This is a genomic window from Vibrio sp. YYF0003, assembly GCF_036350715.1.
GTDB lineage: Bacteria > Pseudomonadota > Gammaproteobacteria > Enterobacterales > Vibrionaceae > Vibrio > Vibrio natriegens.
In genome coordinates this window covers 235,037-250,432 of the sequence record NZ_JAZDWA010000004.1, presented here as the reverse complement: position 1 = coordinate 250,432, position 15,396 = coordinate 235,037, and the positions used below count along the sequence as shown (strand labels likewise).

Genomic DNA, 15,396 nt, shown 5'->3' with positions numbered 1-15,396 from the left:
GTCACTACAAAGAGAAGAATCCAGATGAAAATTGGCATCATCGGCTTAGGAGATATTGCGCAAAAAGCTTATCTTCCTGTTATCACTCAGCTCCCCAATATTGACTTGGTATTTTGTACCAGAAATACCGCAACTCTAAGCGCTCTGGCTCAACAGTATAGAATCGCAGAAACCTGTCAGGACTATCAGCAACTTATGAACTTCGGCGTCGATGCCGTCATGATACACGCCGCTACCAGTGTCCACTTTCAAATCGCTGAATACTTTTTAAAACAGGGTATTCCGACCTTTGTAGATAAACCTCTGGCTGACAACGCCGCAGAGGTCGAAAAACTGTATGAGATTTCGGCTCAGACGAATCAGCCTCTTTATGTTGGCTTCAATCGCCGCCATATCCCGCTCTACAATCAACACATGCATGGTGTCCAAAAGGGCGAACTCACCGGATTGAAGTCGCTTCGCTGGGAAAAGAATCGACATAACTTGCCCGGTGACGTTCGTACTTTTATTTTTGACGATTTCATTCATCCGCTAGACAGTGTGAACGTTGTGGCTAAAGCCAATCTGCAGGACGTTTACGTCACCCATCAGTTTGATGGAGCTGAGTTAGCCCGGCTGGATGTGCAATGGCAACATGGTGAGACACTTCTGCACGCTTCTATGAATCGCCATTTTGGCATCACAACCGAACGAGTACAGGCGTGTTACGCCAACCAAGCGGTCGAGTTCGACTCTTTTGTCGAGGGAAAACGTTGGCAAGAAAACCAAGAGCAAAAAGTCAGCTTAAAGGATTGGACGCCAATGCTAACCAGTAAAGGCTTCCACGCGATGCTATTAGATTGGTTTAGCGTCATAGAAAGCGGAAAACTGGGGGATACAGTTGTCGATCGCAATATCGCCAGCCACCAATTAGCAGAAGCAATATGCCAACAAATTGAGAAAGCCATTTTACGTTAAGCGCCGTCAATACGGTATCCACGTTCGTTTGCTTTAGCTTAAGTGAAGAAGCATGGTGGCGTGGATATTCTTCCCACCTTACAACTAGTTACTTCCAATCCTTAGCTCAGATTAATGTTATTCATACTCTGTTAAGATTCCTGTGACATACTTATAATCATGTCCAAATTGGATTCAATGACGTCACTTTACATCGGTGGCATGAACTCGATTTAAAATCGACGATTAGATATAGGAAATAGAATGAGAACTCTTGGCAACATCATTTGGTTTGTTTTGGGTGGCGTATTTATGGGACTGCTGTGGTGGTTTTTCGGCATCCTAGCCTTCATCAGCATTATCGGTATCCCGTGGGGGCGCGCCTGTTTCGTCATGGGTAACTTTTCATTTTTCCCATTTGGAAAAGAAGCCATTTCACGTGATGAGCTGACCAACGAGATGGACATAGGCACCAGTCCACTTGGCGTTATAGGTAATATAGTGTGGTTTGTGTTTGCAGGTATCTGGCTGGCAATCGGTCATGTCGCTTCCGCGGTTGCGTGCTTTGTTACCATTATCGGTATTCCGTTTGCACTTCAGCACCTCAAACTGGCGGTTATTTCCCTTGCGCCAATTGGTAAAACTGTCGTATCGAAAGAAGAAGCTGCAATGGCTCGCTTCAATATTAATCGATAAAACTTGTTATCCTCTGGGAGATGGTTCTCAGAGGGTAACCCCTGTCAAAAGTAAGCCGATGATTGCTAAAGCGTACTCGATTATGGTTGGTTGTGTGTTCATAGCGTCGCCTAATATTATAAATTAATACCTAGACCACTACTGACTTTTAATTATTTATGATATAAATCAATGATATCTACAACCTAACTATCAAAGAAACGGTTGTTATATATCGTATCTACCCTATGGTTTCGCCGCCCACCTTCCCTGTTTATTTTCTGCAAGCCGAACTATAAGCATAGTCAAGATCCACCTAGATCGTGGAGATTTTGCCTGCAATTACGAGATATAACGTGTTAGTTTCGGTTAAAGTCAGCGAAGAGAAGAACTTAAAAAGTAAATTTTGCACGGGGAATAGACAAAAACAATGGCTCAAACCAGCAACAGAGTGGTGTCTCGCTGGCTAGATAAAAAAGCAGAGGCTGATATGCACTCTGCTTTATCGATAAAATAGGCGTTTAGACAGGTTAGAACTCGCGGTTCATCCTTTCCAGACAGGTCAAAAATACAGCTTGCTGCTCAGGCTCGATATGTCGGGTCAAATCTCGGACTAAATCCAAATGCAACTGATTATGATGACGATGGATGAGCTCCCCTTCTGGTGTCAACTTGACCACAATAGCACGACGATCTTCAGGGTGTGGGCAGCGCTCAATCAAATTTGCATTGACGAGTTTATCAACCTGAACGGTTAACGTTCCCGTTGTGATGCCCAGCTTTTCAGCCAGCTCTTTCATGCGTAAAGCGCCATGCCCACCGAGTACTTCAATAGTATGGACCTGAGCCAGTGAATAACCCGTTTCTTTCACAACTGACTGCTCCCACGACGACATTTTATCGTAGAACTCAGTCAACATTTGATTCAATCTTTCTAATTCGCTCATCGTTTAGTCATTTTGCAATTCGAGAGTAAGGTGATGAATCTTATCAAACTTACTCAACATTTGTTTAAATTCACCGAGTGATTTGTTACTGCGATTCTTAATCGCAATAGCCGCTGAATAATGGTGTCCACTCACTTTCCATACATGAAGATCGACTACATCAGCGTAAGGGGCAAGCTCTGCACGAATATCTTGTCGATATTGCTCATCAATACTTTCATCTAATAAAACCGGGGCCGTTTGCCGAATTAAACCAAGCGTCCATTTACCAATGACCAGCGCACCGACAATACCCATAGTCGCGTCTAACCAAACCCAACCATAAAATTTACCGATGATGAGGGCGACAATCGCAAGTAGTGACGTTAACGTGTCCGCAAGAACATGGAAATACGCCGCCGCTAAATTGTGATCATGATGATGTTCATGGTGGTGATCGTGATGATGATGCTCATGCCCATGATGGTGGTGATCCTTTAAAAGCAACATACTCGCCAGGTTTACCACCAAGCCAATGACCGCGACCATTATCGCTTCGTTAAACTTAATCGTTTCTGGGTTGAATAACCGATGTACAGACTCAACCATCATCATCAATGCGACGATGCCAAGTGCTATTGCGCTGGTAAACCCGCCCAAAACACTTACTTTGCCTGTACCAAAAGAAAATCGCTCACTGTTCGCGTGCTGCTTTGCGTAACGATAGGCAAACAAAGTAATGCAAAATGCCGCGGCATGAGTCCCCATATGCCAGCCATCAGCCAGTAACGCCATGGAGCCAAACAACGTACCCGCGCTAATCTCTACTATCATAGTGACCAGCGTAAGAAGCAGTACGTAAAAAGTTCGTCTTTCACCTTGATGGTTATGTGACACAAAATCATGTGAATGCTGCGAGACTGTCATTGCGTGACCTTTCATCCTGAATGCTCATTTGTTTGATAATCAAAATACTTGATATAAATTTAGTTTGATAATCAAACATTGTCAACGACTAATGCAACCCCATGTCTGGTTGGGCTTTGGTTATATCACTCAATACGTTAAGCTAATGGTCATCCAATCTGACCCAAACGTGATGGAAAATACCGATGGAACAAGTAGGTACTCGCGCATTGATTGTGGAGGGAGGCGCTATGCGGGGCGTCTTTTCGTGCGGCATACTCGACCACTTTTTAGATCAAAATTTCTCACCATTTGACAGCTTTTGGGGAGTGTCAGCGGGAGCAAGTAACTTAGCTGCTTACCTAGCGAACATGCCGGGAAGAAATCTGAAAATCTATCTCGATTACAGCCTACGTAAAGAATTTATTAACCCGAGTCGGCTGGTTCTTGGCGGAGATATGATGGATCTCGACTGGATGTGGAATCTCACACTCGAAGAACTTGGCATCGACAAAGCCGTTCTGGCTGCAGACCCGCGTCCTTTCTTCTTAGGGGTTACTCGTCAGGACACGGGTGAAGCGGAATACCTGACTCCAGACGTGGATGCACTGGCAGAAACAATGAAAGCCAGTAGTGCACTGCCTATCCTTTATCGCAACGGCGTATTACTCAATGGTACACGATATGTTGATGGTGGCGTCTCTGATGCGATTCCTATTGCAGAAGCCATTAAACGAGGTGCAACGAAAATCATGGTATTGCGCAGTCGTCCCGCAAGCTACCGAAAATCAAAATCAAAGTTTGGGGCCGCAACTAAACGTATGTTGAAAGCTACACCTGCTTTGATTGATCCGATGCTGACTCGTGACATTCGCTACAATCAAGCCCTATCACTTATTGAGAATCCGCCAGAAGGCATAGAGATTATTCAGGTTTGTCCGCCAGAGACATTTAAATTGAAGCGCTTGAGCCGTTCTCCAGAGCCATTACGTGCAGCGTATGATCTCGGTTTAGAAGCAGGGAAAGAAGCCATTATGCGCTGGGAGCAGATTTAAAATTATCGGTTTCGTAAAGAAAAAAGCCACACCCTAAGGCGTGGCTAATGCAAATTCGATGGCAGTGGATTATCGTATTTGCTTTTCAGTAAGCCCAACAGTCAGGCTCCAATTCTCTTATTTCTTGTTCTCGGTAAACCACCAAAAACTAATAAGTTTCAAACAGTCCCGCATTGTAGTCTTGAATCGCTTGTTCGATTTCTTCAATGCTGTTCATAACAAATGGACCATAGTGAACCACGGGCTCGTTAATCGGCTCGCCGATGAAAACTAGTACTCCACTTGCGTCGTTTGCCGTCAGCTCAACCCACTCTCCTTGAGACAAGAGCGCCATTTCGCCTTGTTTTATGACTCGTTGCTGAGTTTCAACGTTACCTTGGTAGACATAAAGCATCATGTTGTGGTTCGACTCGGTGACAAGCTGGAGCGTTGCGCCTGCATGTGGTCGCCAATCAGCAACCGTTGCATCAACGCCCGTTTTCGTTAGTGGTCCGCTCGTTCGGTTCCCATTGATATTAAGTTCCCCGGCAATAATACGAACCAAGCCGACATTTTTGTCATTCACTTCGGTGATGGTTTCAGGCTGGAAATCATGATACTGAGCAGGTTGCATTTTATTTTTTGCTGGCTGATTAATCCAAATCTGAAAACCATGCAGTTCGCCATCTTGCATAATTGGCATTTCACTATGAATAACACCACGGCCAGCAGCCATCCATTGAGCGCCACCAGAACGAAGTTCACCGACATTATCCATGTGATCACGATGCTGAAAGTGCCCTTTCAACATATAGGTCAGTGTTTCTATGCCTCGGTGAGGGTGCGGAGGAAAACCGCCGATATAGTCAGCGCGGTTATCAGATTTCAACTCATCCACCATCAAAAATGGTGAAAAACTGGCATTATTGAAACCAGCTACTCGGCGAATTTTAACACCATCACCATCAGCAGTAGGCTGGGAAGGAATTATCTGACGGACTTCTCTTGTTTTACTCATAATCTTTCTCCTCAAAAGCCTCGCTCACTTTTCTCTGTCAAGTTCGCATCACTTGGCTATCGGTATGCAGTTATTGTAGTTTGAAGAAAAATAATCATGACCATATGCAGTTGAGCTAATTGTTCAATATTTTCGAATGACAACAATTCCTCCCCCCGCTTTTGTGTAAATAGAGGCAAATTATCTGCTCGCTCACTGTTGGAACATTGGCTAACACCAACCAAAAAATAAATGTGGCTATTTTCTAAACTCGGTGTATAGTGGGCGTTGGCTCTTAAAGAAGAGCTGTTAATGCAACATTTAGTTTAAGTTCCTTCTCAGTAAAATCTTGAATCACCCATTCAGACACCTGCGTACAACTTCCTCTTGATTGAACATTCAATAGCTTAAAAAAGATCCACACGAAAATTCGTAATTAAAATGTTTATTTCAAAGGTGTTTTTATGTCTAAAGTAACTGGTTCAGTAAAATGGTTTAACGAAACTAAAGGCTTTGGTTTCCTATCTCAAGACAACGGCGGCCAAGATGTATTCGTACACTTCAACGCGATTGTTGCTGACGGTTTCAAAACACTGACTGAAGGTCAGAAAGTAAGCTTTAACGTAGAGCAAGGTAAAAAAGGTCCTCAAGCGACTGAAGTTACTCCTCTATAAGACTGCTTTTCTTGGTGTAGCATATTCATGCTGCACCAAACTTCTCCCCTTCAAAAATCCCATTTTAATTTTTAGCCATTTAATGGCTTAGCTTAGTGCTGTCTAAAATAAATTTGGCAGTGCGATTTTATATTTTATTAATAAAAGGAAAGTAATATGTCCTCTAGAAGAACTAGCCGTCAAAGGCATTGGTACCAACTACTTAACAAAGACAAAACGGTAAAGAAACAGGAGAATAAATGTTAGAAATTGAGTTTAATTTAAAACAACCACAAACCACTTGGAATGCCAGAATACATCAACTTAATAGCGATATATTAATGCGACATGTATTGCCAAAACTTCAAACCAACAGTGTTTCTATTGACTTCCAATATAATGAAAAAAACGGTGAAGGTGCAATTCTGTGTGACGAAGGTTCAAAGATAGGAAGTTTTATTGTCAAATAAAACATTTTTCAGGCATTGATAGTATTCACGTTCAAGTTGGAGGCCTTTTTATGGCTAAGAAAAGTAACAAACAATTAGAAAAAGAAAAGAAAGAATCTGAGCAAAATAATGCAGCGATTAAGCAAAAAACTCGACGCCGTATTGAAGACATTATGGAACAAAGAGAGTTTGATAAATTATTTGATCTCTAACAGAGTAACATCATCTTCTTTCTTCATGTTAAGTGTAAGGTAAAGCCGCCTGCCTTTCACTCACATGAACAGTGCCTTTTCTATCCAAATCCTCTTCTATACAGCCTAACTGAATATCCTCCGATTATTTCACTCGTTCAGTGACACCAATAAACCCCTAGTCAAATTGATAATTTTGCGTATAATCGCAACCGTTTGCTTCGTATAACCCCAATGATATGGTTTGGGGGTCTCTACCAGCTCCCGCAAAGTGCTGATTACGAAGAGTTGAGATCACGATGTATCTTACTCTTTGTAATAGCGTTCGACTTATTTCTATCAATACCTATTCTTAGAGTAACTGCATCCACAATACACAAAAGGTGGAATATGAACGCATTTATTCAAGGTCTTCCAAAAGTAGAGTTACACTTACATATCGAAGGTTCACTTGAGCCAGAGTTGCTGTTCAAGCTTGCTAAACGCAACAATATTGAAATCCCGTACTCGACCCCTAGTGAATTACGCGAAGCATACCAGTTCGAAGATTTACAGTCTTTCCTCGACCTTTACTACCAAGGCGCTAATGCTTTACGTACAGAGCAAGACTTTTATGATCTGACCTGGGAGTATTTAGAACGCTGCAAAGCCGATAACGTCATTCATACGGAAATCTTTTTTGATCCTCAAACTCATACCGAACGCGGTATTGATTTTGATACCGTGATAAACGGAATCAGTCGCGCGTTAAAAGATGGTCAGGAACAACTTGGCATTACTTCTCAAATCATTGCCTGCTTCCTACGTCACCTGTCTGAAGAAAGCGCTATCGAAACGCTTCAATCCATTCTTAAACATCGCGACAAAATTATTGGTGTCGGCTTAGATTCATCTGAGAAGGGACACCCACCAGCAAAATTTGAGCGCGTATTCCAACAAGCAAAAGCGGCGGGTCTATTAACGGTTGCACACGCTGGTGAAGAAGGCCCAGCGCAAAATATCTCTGACGCAATTGAAATGTTGGAAGTCAGCCGAGTTGACCACGGCGTTCGCTGCGTAGAAGACAAAACCTTGGTTGCCTCACTTATCGAAAGCAAAATGCCCCTTACGGTCTGCCCACTCTCGAACATTAAACTGTGTGTCTTTGATGACATGAAGCAGCACAACATCGTCGATCTGCTCCGTCAAGGCGTAGCGGTCACGATCAACTCAGATGACCCGGCTTACTTTGGTGGCTACATGACCGACAATTTCCTTGCTGTGAGTCAGGCACACCCAATGAGCAACGATGAGATCGCGCAGTTCACACTTAACGCCATAGAAGCGAGTTTTATTGATGACGAAATGAAAGCTAGCTATCGTTCTCAAGTAAAAAACTACGTTGAAAGTCATTCTTCTTTATAGAAATTGAGACTCGTTAAATCGTTATCAATTGACATGAATACTCAAATGACTTTCCGATTTAATTCAGAATGTTAATAATACTTGGGTATACCCTTACAAACCCTCAGTGGTTAATGTTCAACTTAAGCGCTAGACTGACTGAGACAAATAACGAATATCAAAAGGAAGACAATTATGATTCAACAAGGCCAAGCACTACCTTCTGCAACTGTCAGTGAACTAACAGCCGATGGCATGGCAAATCACGACGTAACTGAGCTGTTTGCGAATAAAAAAGTGGTGTTGTTTGCTGTCCCGGGCGCGTTCACTCCAACTTGTTCAGAAGCTCACTTGCCAGGCTATGTTGTTCTAGCAGACCAGCTAAAAGCAAAAGGCGTTGATCTTATCGCATGTATCGCAACAAATGACGCATTTGTTATGCACGCTTGGGGTGAAGCTCAAAATGCCTCTGAGATTATGATGCTGGGTGATGGTGATGCAAGCTTCACCAAAGCACTTGGTCTGGAAATGGATACTGGCGGTTTTGGTGGTATTCGTTCGCAACGTTATGCGATGATTGTTGATAATGGTGTCGTGACCAAACTTAATGTTGAAGAGCCACAGAAGTTTGAAGTGAGCAACGCAGAAACAATTCTTGCAGCACTTTAATTAAATAAAGAACGCCCCGACTTAACTCGGGGCGTTTTTTTATGTTTATTAGTTCTAGCGGTTAATAACTTTTCTTCTGCTTGCCGCTAAAAGTAACATCAACGATAAGTACATGTAGCCCAACGATCCGCCACTACTGTCATCATCTTCATCGTCATCACAAAAAACAACGTACTGACCTTCAATCGAGGCGTTACACTCTTCATCTTCTATGACTTCTTCGTCTTCTGTTTCTGTAACCGTTTCACCTTCTTCTCCTTCCGTCACCGTATCTTCGCCATCTTCGGTTTCCTCTGGAACAATCAGAAAGTCAGGTTTGGTGATAACAGCTTCGGGAGGTTGCTCACTGTCCAAGTATGAGTCAATCCACTCTGTGTAATAAGAAACGTTGGTGTACCAAGTTGGTAAGGTAACAGAGCTACAGACGCTATTAATGATTGGACCAGCACTGATAATACCAACTTGGGTAAAGCTCAGGCCATCGCTACTTGGCAGTAATAAAGGACCACCCGTATCGCCGACACAGGCACCATTACCAAATATGTTGTCACCGATAGGAAAACTTTGTGTCGGCAACGTACATAGCTTCGTAGGGTCTACCGGAGATTCAAGGTAGATTGGCATTTCTTCAGCAGACTCTAGGCGTTCATAACAAAGAGACATAGGGTAATAAGAAACATCTGTATCTCTAAATTCAGTCGTGCTAGCCCCAATTGCAGGATCAGAATCACCACCAGTCCCCCAACCTGCGACTTTTACATTAGGTTCAGGATTAGCAGAGTCCCACCTTTCTCCTAAATCAGACAATCTACTATTGCTATTTACATCACCTAAGCTCACCTTGCCGACGAGGTTTGAAGGAAAATCACGTTCAACATAAAGTAAAGCAAGGTCATTCTGGTATGCGGTTGACTCTAGGACCATTACCTCAGTCTCACCAGTGTTATCTGTACTATCGATTGTTTCTACAGTAACAGATTGCACTGGATAATAATCTGGATGTATCACAACGTGAGTGACCTTATAGATGTCAGATATCTCAACTTGAGACAAATCTGCCTTGCCAGCCGTTATTGAGATTTCTTTAGGTTTGGCCACATCATAAAGTGTAAACACGTCAGGGTTCGAGTTGCTATCTTCCAAACTAGCATCAGAAGCAACTAAACAGTGGGCAGCAGTCAACACCCAGCGCTCACTGATTATAGTCCCACCACATGAGTGATCTTCAGCGAAAATACTGGCTCGAACAGAAGCTAAAAAAGAAAAGTTATCGTCAAAATCCTGTTGAGTTTTCTGAACATAAGTATTTTCATCTACAACAATTGCGTACGTTGATGTACTGATCAAAAGTGAGGCAAACAGCGGTGCCCATTTGTTTCTCATACACTTCCCTCCTTGGATAAACAAAGTTGACTGAGTATGAACGGACAACGTGCATTACACACCTGCATACTTGGGCAACTACATGCATAAAAGTATAGGCATTTAGTTCACTACTAACTGCAACTTAAGTTGCAAAACATAATCCGGACCACATAATTCTAAAGCATGAGAATTAGTTTCAAAGATTACACCCATTTATGATACATAGCTCATACCATGTTTAGTTAATGGGTAATATAGCGTTAACCAGAAAAATGAAGAGAGAATTGCTCGAAACTGCACTAGCAGCCATTAATACTGTAGTGAGTGAAGATAAAAAACCGTCCGCACTCAGGCGGGTTATAAAAAACACGTGTGCGGACATAACAACAACACAGTTCATGCTGGCGAACTGGAAAATAGGGGGGCAATGAAAATCAACGAAACATGACTTTCAATAGCGATAGTATTGCGTCTCTTTGATTTTATATTGTTAGCTAAGGGTCAATAATATGGCTGGAAAAATAAATAAGGGTAGACAAGAAAAACAACTAATTAATCGATTTAAAAAGCAAAATCAGAAGTATAGAAATGAAGTATAAATGTCACTTATGTCAGATATTAATGACGTTTATGTTTTCAAACTAGATTTAAATAGAAAAGTCTTTTCCGGTGTTGATACTAATATTGCTAAACGTAACGCTTCGTTAATCCTTTTCAGTATTGACTAATAAATTCATCATTGATGGATTTAAGTATGCGAGTTGATCGTAGATCAGAATAGAAAACTGCGCACCAATTTTGTGAATGGTACGCAGGATAATAGGATTGAGCCTAAGGTTTTAGCTTTAACACGTCATCAATATCTTGTGCACTATGTCGCTCCTCAAGATACTCACCTTCTTCACCCCAAGTTCGGTTAACAATACGACCGCGTTTGACTGCTTCACGTTGATCGATGGCTTTTGCCCAACGAACTACGTGCTCGTAGCTATTTACGTCTAAAAATTCAGCCGCATCGTACGCTCGACCCAACACTAGGTTGCCATACCAAGGCCAAGTGGCGATATCCGCGATACTGTATTCGTCGCCACCTAAAAACTCATTGTTCGCTAAGCGTTTGTCCAGAACATCTAATTGACGTTTCGCTTCCATGGTAAATCGGTTGATAGGATATTCAAACTTCTCTGGTGCATAGGCGTAGAAATGCCCAAAGCCACCACCAAGATATGGCGCAGACCCTTGTAGCCAGAACAACCAGTTCATTACTTCCGCTCGCTTTGCCCCTTCTTTAGGCAAGAACAGGCCAAATTTTTCCGCTAAGTAGAAAAGAATATTGCCAGATTCAAAAACATTGACCTGCTCTTCGCCAGAGCGATCGACTAACGCAGGAATTTTTGAATTTGGGTTAACGGCAACAAACCCGGAACCAAACTGGTCACTATCACCGATTTTAATCAAATGTGCGTCGTATTCCGCTTCTTTCACACCAGCAGCCAACAGCTCTTCAAACATAATGGTGACTTTCTGGCCATTTGGTGTCCCCATGGAATATAGCTGGAATGGATGCTCACCAACGGGTAACTCTTGCTCATGACGTGCGCCTGAGTCCGGACGGTTGATGCTTGCCCATTGGCCGCCATTTTCACTGTCGTTTGTCCAAACTTTTGGTGGTATGTACTCGTTTGACATTGTTATTCCTTATCGTGTTTGAATGCGCCTTTGGCTGATAGGATCAGTAGTGTGTTACTCAATCCCATGTCGTGAATTCATTTGGTCATAAACAGAATATTAGGTCGCAACCATAAATTTAAAGCCCTCAAGACGAGTTTGATTAGAACCTTTGGTTATGGTTTTTTCTTTAGCGCTATAAGATAAATCAAGCAGATATGGCTAGGGGCAGGAGATAGCCGCCCCATGAAGGGACGGCGCGAAGGACTATAAGACTAAGCCACCATCGATTTTTAACACTTGTCCTGTAATGAACTCACTCTTATCTGATGCTAAGAAGGCAACACCATTTGCGATATCTCGAACGGACCCCATCCGTCCTAATGGAGTTTTACCTTCCATCATTTTGATCACTTTCTCTGGTAGGTCTTTGGTCATATCAGTAACAATGAATCCGGGAGCCACACAATTCACACGTATTTGTGCACCTTTTCGAGCAAGCTCTTTCGCCCACCCTTTACTCATTGAGATGACACCGCCTTTGCTGGCAGCATAATTACTCTGACCAATATTTCCATCAGTACCCACGATGGAAGAGATATTCACAATACTGCCAGTACCTTGGTTTAACATTACCGGAGCGACACTTTGCGTTAATAAAAATACCGCTTTTAGGTTTACATCAATGACACTGTCCCAATCTTTCTCCAGCATATCCTGGAGTAGAGCGTCTCGAGTAATACCTGCATTATTAACTAATACATCAATGCGATGATGTTGCTGAATGATGCTCTCTACGACTTCATTGACCCCTTTGGAGTCACATAGGTTAACTTGATAGCTGGTGAGCTGTGATGACTGGCTCCATTCGACCGGAGAGATATCTAACCCGACGACATAAAAGCCATCTTCTAATAGTTGCTCACAAATCGCTCGTCCAATACCGCGAGCGGCACCAGTGACAATGGCTACTTTGTCATGTTTCATCTTGGTGTTCCTATATTTTTGAGAATACACCCTGCGCTTAAGCACTTGTTCCTGTATCCTCTTTTGCTTCTCGTTCTAGCACGCCTTTGCGTCGCTAGTAAAACTATAGATAAATTCTAAGAGCGAGTTGTGAGCGATCCGATACAATTGGTCAGTATTTTTTCAGTACATCCGTCAGTCGGAGCTTTGGATTCGTCCTTTTCCAACAAGTTTTCATACACTCTTGCTGTAGGTTTTAAGTCGGTTTAGGGTGTGATACGTATAGAATGAATACGGTCGGCTAAAAATAGGTCTCGGAATTTCAGCATGTTGAATATGAATTTCACTCAGAGAGTTGTGATTAACACAACTCAGCAAGAATGGATTGCCAGCCCGGCCAAAGGCGTTTGGCGTAAACCATTAGAGCGTGAAGCGAAAGAATCAGGGCACACCACCAGTATTGTAAAATATGAAGCTGGATCACGCTTTGCGACGCACTATCACCCGTTCGGTGAGGAAATTTTAGTGCTTGAAGGCGTGTTTTCTGATGGAAATGGCGATTACCCTGCTGGTACTTACATTCGCAACCCTCCAGGTAGCCATCATGCTCCGTTCAGTACCGAAGGGTGTGTCATTTTGGTAAAACTGAACCAGTTTGATCCGCAAGATCTTGCGGAAGTACGCATCAATACCAATAAGGCAGAGTGGCTCCCCGGAATTGGCGGTCTGCAAGTGATGTCTTTGCATGAATTTGGTCATGAACGTGTTGCGCTGGTGAAATGGCCGAAAGGAGAACAGTTTCATGCACACCAACACTCTGGTGGCGAAGAAATATTAGTTTTATCTGGCGAGTTTCAAGATGAGTTCGGCATCTATCCCAAGCATACCTGGATGCGAAATCCACATTTGAGTTCACACACGCCATTTGTCGAAGAAGAAACGGTGATTTGGGTCAAGACTGGGCATCTGCCAGTTCAAAAATAAAAAAGGCTCGTATGCCTAGATACGAGCCGATACTCATTAGCTGGCTATGCACCCATGATCCTGGAATGTAACCAATCTTTCAGTTCAGCACGATTATGTTTCAGTACATTCATCTCGTGATCATCAATGGGGTTACCTTGCAGTTCCAAAACACGTATTTCTTTATCCAAGGCGTTGTAGTTTCTCACGTTTTCAGCAAAGGATGCATCATTTGCTGACAGATGGGAGATGGTATCCAAATGTTCTGGAAATTCATGAGTTAATGAGTGATTTTCACCTAACATATAGACCTCTTGGTGGATGGTTGATGTATATGTTTGCTCATATTTTAAGCAGTGCATTAATAAACATAGCATTACATCGGGCAATATATCGTCGAATTGCCCACACTTTTACTTAACTAACGCCAACAACTGAAACGTTAGGACATCTAAAACGTTCACTACTTTTTCGACTACATTTAATAGAATTCCAGCGAGAAGGTACATCCAATGAAAACCGTAAAATTCAGCTTAGTCGGTGTCGCAGTGGCGATGGCACTATTTGGCTGTAATTCAGACAGCGATTCCGTTAGCGCAACAACACCTGTAACACTTTCTGTATCCGATGCTCCCATTGATGATGTCTCCGAAGTGGTCGTTACATTCAGCAAAGTAGCTTTCTTATCCATTGACGATGAAACACCCCAAATTTTTGAAGTATACAAAACGGATGAAGAAGGGAACTATATTGACGAAGATGGTGAACTGCTTCTTGAAGGCGAAGATCCTATTCCACTCAGTGTGAACTTGTTGGACGTACAAGGCAGTGATGTGGAAGATCTTTTAGATGGTGAACTTCTTCCTGTCGGTAATTATAAGCTTTGTGTTTTTGCCAACGATGGAGACCATCCCGATTACCCTTCCTATGTCATCGATGAATTGACAGGCAACAAAATTCCACTCACGGTAAAAGGAGACGGAGCCTGCCCACAAGGTGTGGGTAAAGAAGAGAACTCCGGGGTTCTGTTCTTCAATAACACATTCGCAGTGAATCCCGACAACAATGAGTACGTTGTCGAATTTGACCTGCGTCGAGGCCTGAAAGATGGTACAGGTCAAAACGAAGGTTATAGCATTCAACGAACTTCAGTATCACTGATTAACACGGTCACCACTGGTGATATCCAAGGCGTTGTATTATCTGCAACGTATGGAGCCTGTGTGAACGATACCGATACTGGAAACGGATATGTTCAAGCGGTTTATTTATATGAAGGTAACGTTGCCGAAGTAGACATGGGGCCATTTGCTGGCGTTGAAGGACAAGTTGATCCAATCGCAGCAGCAGCCGTTTCACTAGCCGACAACAATACAGACTACACGTATGAATTCGGCTTTGTCGAGCCTGGTACCTATTCTGTCGGTTACACATGTACTGCGAACGATGATTCGGAAGATGGACTTGTAGAAGGTGAGGCATTCAGTATCTTTGATTCCGTCAGTGGGCTGAGCGTTTCAGTGGGTACAGATACCGAGGCGAACTTCTAGCGCCTCATCTAAGAATGTTGTACAACCAATTCCAAAGTAACCTCAAAATACCGCTAATCAACGCA

17 protein-coding genes and 1 riboswitch are annotated in these 15,396 nt (G+C 42.8%); of the genes, 10 read left to right on the top strand and 7 right to left on the bottom strand.

Features of this window, described 5'->3' with window-relative positions; all coding sequences use genetic code 11:
- The first annotated feature begins 24 nt into the window (after positions 1-24).
- A complete protein-coding gene (locus tag V1U08_RS13915) occupies positions 25-957 on the top strand; it encodes a Gfo/Idh/MocA family protein (RefSeq protein ID WP_330470835.1) in 933 nt (310 codons plus the stop codon).
- Between the two features lie 243 nt (positions 958-1,200).
- The gene (locus tag V1U08_RS13910) at positions 1,201-1,632 is read left to right on the top strand and encodes a YccF domain-containing protein (protein ID WP_014233741.1); all 432 of its coding nucleotides are present in this window, start codon (positions 1,201-1,203) and stop codon (positions 1,630-1,632) included.
- Between the two features lie 509 nt (positions 1,633-2,141).
- Here the strand turns inward: V1U08_RS13910 and V1U08_RS13905 are convergent.
- Positions 2,142-2,558: a MarR family winged helix-turn-helix transcriptional regulator gene (locus V1U08_RS13905; RefSeq protein WP_020334125.1), complete on the bottom strand. Its 417-nt coding sequence runs from the start codon at positions 2,556-2,558 to the stop codon at positions 2,142-2,144.
- A gap of 3 nt (positions 2,559-2,561) precedes the next feature.
- Complete coding sequence (dmeF, locus tag V1U08_RS13900) at positions 2,562-3,464, bottom strand: CDF family Co(II)/Ni(II) efflux transporter DmeF (RefSeq protein ID WP_330470919.1); 903 nt, start codon at positions 3,462-3,464, stop codon at positions 2,562-2,564.
- A 185-nt stretch (positions 3,465-3,649) separates the two neighbouring features.
- Here dmeF and V1U08_RS13895 point away from each other — a divergent pair, with 185 nt between their 5' ends.
- The gene (locus V1U08_RS13895) at positions 3,650-4,498 is read left to right on the top strand and encodes a patatin-like phospholipase family protein (protein WP_330470834.1); all 849 of its coding nucleotides are present in this window, start codon (positions 3,650-3,652) and stop codon (positions 4,496-4,498) included.
- 148 nt (positions 4,499-4,646) lie between these two features.
- Here the strand turns inward: V1U08_RS13895 and V1U08_RS13890 are convergent, their stop codons facing one another.
- On the bottom strand, positions 4,647-5,495 hold the full coding sequence (locus V1U08_RS13890; protein ID WP_118120650.1) for a pirin family protein: 849 nt from the start codon (positions 5,493-5,495) through the stop codon (positions 4,647-4,649).
- A 443-nt stretch (positions 5,496-5,938) separates the two neighbouring features.
- Between V1U08_RS13890 and cspE the strand changes: the two genes are divergently transcribed.
- The 5 genes from cspE to V1U08_RS13865 all read left to right on the top strand — a co-directional run bounded on the left by cspE (position 5,939) and on the right by V1U08_RS13865 (position 8,819).
- Positions 5,939-6,148 (top strand): transcription antiterminator/RNA stability regulator CspE, encoded by a 210-nt coding sequence (gene cspE / locus V1U08_RS13885; protein WP_014233736.1) that lies wholly within the window; start codon positions 5,939-5,941, stop codon positions 6,146-6,148.
- A gap of 239 nt (positions 6,149-6,387) precedes the next feature.
- A complete protein-coding gene (locus V1U08_RS13880; RefSeq protein ID WP_020334121.1) occupies positions 6,388-6,597 on the top strand; it encodes a hypothetical protein in 210 nt (69 codons plus the stop codon).
- A 50-nt stretch (positions 6,598-6,647) separates the two neighbouring features.
- Positions 6,648-6,788, top strand: coding sequence for a PA3496 family putative envelope integrity protein (locus tag V1U08_RS13875; RefSeq protein ID WP_014233734.1), 141 nt, complete (start codon positions 6,648-6,650; stop codon positions 6,786-6,788).
- 180 nt (positions 6,789-6,968) lie between these two features.
- A riboswitch (purine riboswitch) is annotated at positions 6,969-7,068 on the top strand.
- 89 nt (positions 7,069-7,157) lie between these two features.
- The gene (locus V1U08_RS13870; protein ID WP_330470833.1) at positions 7,158-8,171 is read left to right on the top strand and encodes an adenosine deaminase; all 1,014 of its coding nucleotides are present in this window, start codon (positions 7,158-7,160) and stop codon (positions 8,169-8,171) included.
- A 174-nt stretch (positions 8,172-8,345) separates the two neighbouring features.
- On the top strand, positions 8,346-8,819 hold the full coding sequence (locus V1U08_RS13865) for a peroxiredoxin (RefSeq protein ID WP_014233732.1): 474 nt from the start codon (positions 8,346-8,348) through the stop codon (positions 8,817-8,819).
- Positions 8,820-8,873: 54 nt separating this feature from the next.
- On the opposite strand, the gene V1U08_RS13860 is transcribed toward V1U08_RS13865, so the two are convergent.
- The 3 genes from V1U08_RS13860 to V1U08_RS13850 all read right to left on the bottom strand — a co-directional run bounded on the left by V1U08_RS13860 (position 8,874) and on the right by V1U08_RS13850 (position 12,839).
- Positions 8,874-10,202, bottom strand: coding sequence for a S1 family peptidase (locus V1U08_RS13860; RefSeq protein ID WP_330470832.1), 1,329 nt, complete (start codon positions 10,200-10,202; stop codon positions 8,874-8,876).
- Between the two features lie 813 nt (positions 10,203-11,015).
- Positions 11,016-11,873 (bottom strand): glutathione-dependent disulfide-bond oxidoreductase, encoded by an 858-nt coding sequence (gene yghU, locus V1U08_RS13855; RefSeq protein WP_330470831.1) that lies wholly within the window; start codon positions 11,871-11,873, stop codon positions 11,016-11,018.
- Between the two features lie 246 nt (positions 11,874-12,119).
- Positions 12,120-12,839, bottom strand: coding sequence for a beta-ketoacyl-ACP reductase (locus V1U08_RS13850; RefSeq protein ID WP_243977740.1), 720 nt, complete (start codon positions 12,837-12,839; stop codon positions 12,120-12,122).
- A gap of 306 nt (positions 12,840-13,145) precedes the next feature.
- Here V1U08_RS13850 and V1U08_RS13845 point away from each other — a divergent pair, with 306 nt between their 5' ends.
- Positions 13,146-13,802: a cupin domain-containing protein gene (locus V1U08_RS13845; RefSeq protein WP_330470830.1), complete on the top strand. Its 657-nt coding sequence runs from the start codon at positions 13,146-13,148 to the stop codon at positions 13,800-13,802.
- A gap of 44 nt (positions 13,803-13,846) precedes the next feature.
- On the opposite strand, the gene V1U08_RS13840 is transcribed toward V1U08_RS13845, so the two are convergent.
- Complete coding sequence (locus tag V1U08_RS13840; RefSeq protein WP_330470829.1) at positions 13,847-14,086, bottom strand: YdcH family protein; 240 nt, start codon at positions 14,084-14,086, stop codon at positions 13,847-13,849.
- A 207-nt stretch (positions 14,087-14,293) separates the two neighbouring features.
- On the opposite strand from V1U08_RS13840, the gene V1U08_RS13835 reads away from it, so the two are divergent.
- Positions 14,294-15,331, top strand: coding sequence for a DUF4382 domain-containing protein (locus V1U08_RS13835; protein ID WP_330470828.1), 1,038 nt, complete (start codon positions 14,294-14,296; stop codon positions 15,329-15,331).
- Positions 15,332-15,396 lie beyond the last annotated feature (65 nt).

Coding starts and splice junctions, on each gene's coding strand:
- V1U08_RS13875 (WP_014233734.1), top strand. CDS start 6,648: ATGGCTAAGAAAAGTAACAAACAATTAGAAAAAGAAAAGAAAGAATCT.
- V1U08_RS13845 (WP_330470830.1), top strand. CDS start 13,146: ATGTTGAATATGAATTTCACTCAGAGAGTTGTGATTAACACAACTCAG.
- V1U08_RS13915 (WP_330470835.1), top strand. CDS start 25: ATGAAAATTGGCATCATCGGCTTAGGAGATATTGCGCAAAAAGCTTAT.
- V1U08_RS13895 (WP_330470834.1), top strand. CDS start 3,650: ATGGAACAAGTAGGTACTCGCGCATTGATTGTGGAGGGAGGCGCTATG.
- cspE (WP_014233736.1), top strand. CDS start 5,939: ATGTCTAAAGTAACTGGTTCAGTAAAATGGTTTAACGAAACTAAAGGC.
- V1U08_RS13865 (WP_014233732.1), top strand. CDS start 8,346: ATGATTCAACAAGGCCAAGCACTACCTTCTGCAACTGTCAGTGAACTA.
- V1U08_RS13905 (WP_020334125.1), bottom strand. CDS start 2,558: ATGAGCGAATTAGAAAGATTGAATCAAATGTTGACTGAGTTCTACGAT.
- yghU (WP_330470831.1), bottom strand. CDS start 11,873: ATGTCAAACGAGTACATACCACCAAAAGTTTGGACAAACGACAGTGAA.
- V1U08_RS13840 (WP_330470829.1), bottom strand. CDS start 14,086: ATGTTAGGTGAAAATCACTCATTAACTCATGAATTTCCAGAACATTTG.
- V1U08_RS13910 (WP_014233741.1), top strand. CDS start 1,201: ATGAGAACTCTTGGCAACATCATTTGGTTTGTTTTGGGTGGCGTATTT.
- dmeF (WP_330470919.1), bottom strand. CDS start 3,464: ATGACAGTCTCGCAGCATTCACATGATTTTGTGTCACATAACCATCAA.
- V1U08_RS13870 (WP_330470833.1), top strand. CDS start 7,158: ATGAACGCATTTATTCAAGGTCTTCCAAAAGTAGAGTTACACTTACAT.
- V1U08_RS13880 (WP_020334121.1), top strand. CDS start 6,388: ATGTTAGAAATTGAGTTTAATTTAAAACAACCACAAACCACTTGGAAT.
- V1U08_RS13890 (WP_118120650.1), bottom strand. CDS start 5,495: ATGAGTAAAACAAGAGAAGTCCGTCAGATAATTCCTTCCCAGCCTACT.
- V1U08_RS13850 (WP_243977740.1), bottom strand. CDS start 12,839: ATGAAACATGACAAAGTAGCCATTGTCACTGGTGCCGCTCGCGGTATT.
- V1U08_RS13860 (WP_330470832.1), bottom strand. CDS start 10,202: ATGAGAAACAAATGGGCACCGCTGTTTGCCTCACTTTTGATCAGTACA.
- V1U08_RS13835 (WP_330470828.1), top strand. CDS start 14,294: ATGAAAACCGTAAAATTCAGCTTAGTCGGTGTCGCAGTGGCGATGGCA.